General features: G+C 68.7%; 1 protein-coding gene. It reads left to right on the top strand.

Annotated features, from left to right (window positions below):
* The coding region (locus tag C6N31_RS42190) for a family 2B encapsulin nanocompartment shell protein (protein WP_198359615.1) at positions 1 to 1,205 on the top strand (1,205 nt) is incomplete at both ends.

The raw sequence follows: 1,205 nt of genomic DNA, 5'->3' as shown, positions 1-1,205 counted from the left end.
AGCCTTGATACGGCTGCTGCCCGGAATCTGGCGACCACCACCAAGTCCGCACCTCAGATGGCGGGAATCTCCTCCCGCTGGCTGCTGCGCATGCTGCCCTGGGTAGAAGTCACGGCCGGCACCTACCGGGTCAACCGCCGGCTGACCTACTCCGTCGGCGACGGCAAGGTGACCTTCGTCAAAACCGGATCACAAGTACGGGTCGTCCCCGCCGAACTCGGCGAACTCGCCCTGCTGCGCTCCTTCGAGGACACCGCGGTCCTCACCGCGCTCGCCGACCGCTTCACCCAGCGCGAGTTCGCCCCCGGCGAGCTCCTGGCCGAAGCCGGCCAGCCCGTCGACACCCTGTTCCTCCTCGCCCACGGCAAGGTCGAAAAGCTCAGCGAGGGCGAATTCGGCGAGCAGAATCGTCTCGGCGTCCTCGCCGACGGCGCCCACTTCGGCGAACAGGGCCTGCTCGACCCGGAAACACCCTGGGACTTCACCGCCCGCGCCGCGACCACCACCACCGTGCTGGCACTGTCCCGACAGGACTTCCAGACCCTCGCCGACCAGTCCCCCGCCCTGCGCGCCCACCTCGAGGCCTACCGCGCCATCCCCCGCCAACGCGTCAACAAGCGCGGCGAGGCCGCCATCGAACTGGCCTCCGGCCACAAGGGCGAAGCGGACCTGCCGAGCACGTTCGTCGACTACGAAGTCGCACCCCGCGAATACGAGCTGAGCGTCGCCCAGACCGTACTGCGCGTCCACAGCCGCGTCGCGGACCTCTACAACGAACCGATGAACCAGATCGAGCAGCAGCTCAAACTCACCATCGAAGCCCTGCGCGAACGCCAGGAACACGAACTCATCAACAACCGCGAGTTCGGACTGCTGCACGCGGCCGACTACGACCAGCGGATCCAGCCGCACGCCGGCCCCCCGCTCCCCGACGACCTCGACGAACTCATCAGCCGCCGCCGCGGCACCCGCTTCCTGCTCGCCCACCCCCGCACCATCGCCGCCATCGGCCGCGAATGGACCCGCAAAGGCCTCTACCCCGGCAACGCCGAAGTCGACGGCAGCAGCGTGCTCGCCTGGCGCGGCGTGCCCATCCTCAGCTGCGGAAAGATCCCGATCAGTGAGGCCCGCACCAGCTCGATCATCGCGGTGCGTACCGGGGAGGACAACCAGGGCGTCATCGGCCTGCGCCAGACCGGCATCCC

Origin of the sequence: Streptomyces fildesensis, assembly GCF_016107395.1 — a bacterium.
GTDB classification, from domain to species: Bacteria; Actinomycetota; Actinomycetes; order Streptomycetales; family Streptomycetaceae; genus Actinacidiphila; species Actinacidiphila fildesensis.
The sequence above is the reverse complement of the archived record's forward strand: the minus strand, read 5'-3'. Positions and strand labels throughout refer to the sequence as shown.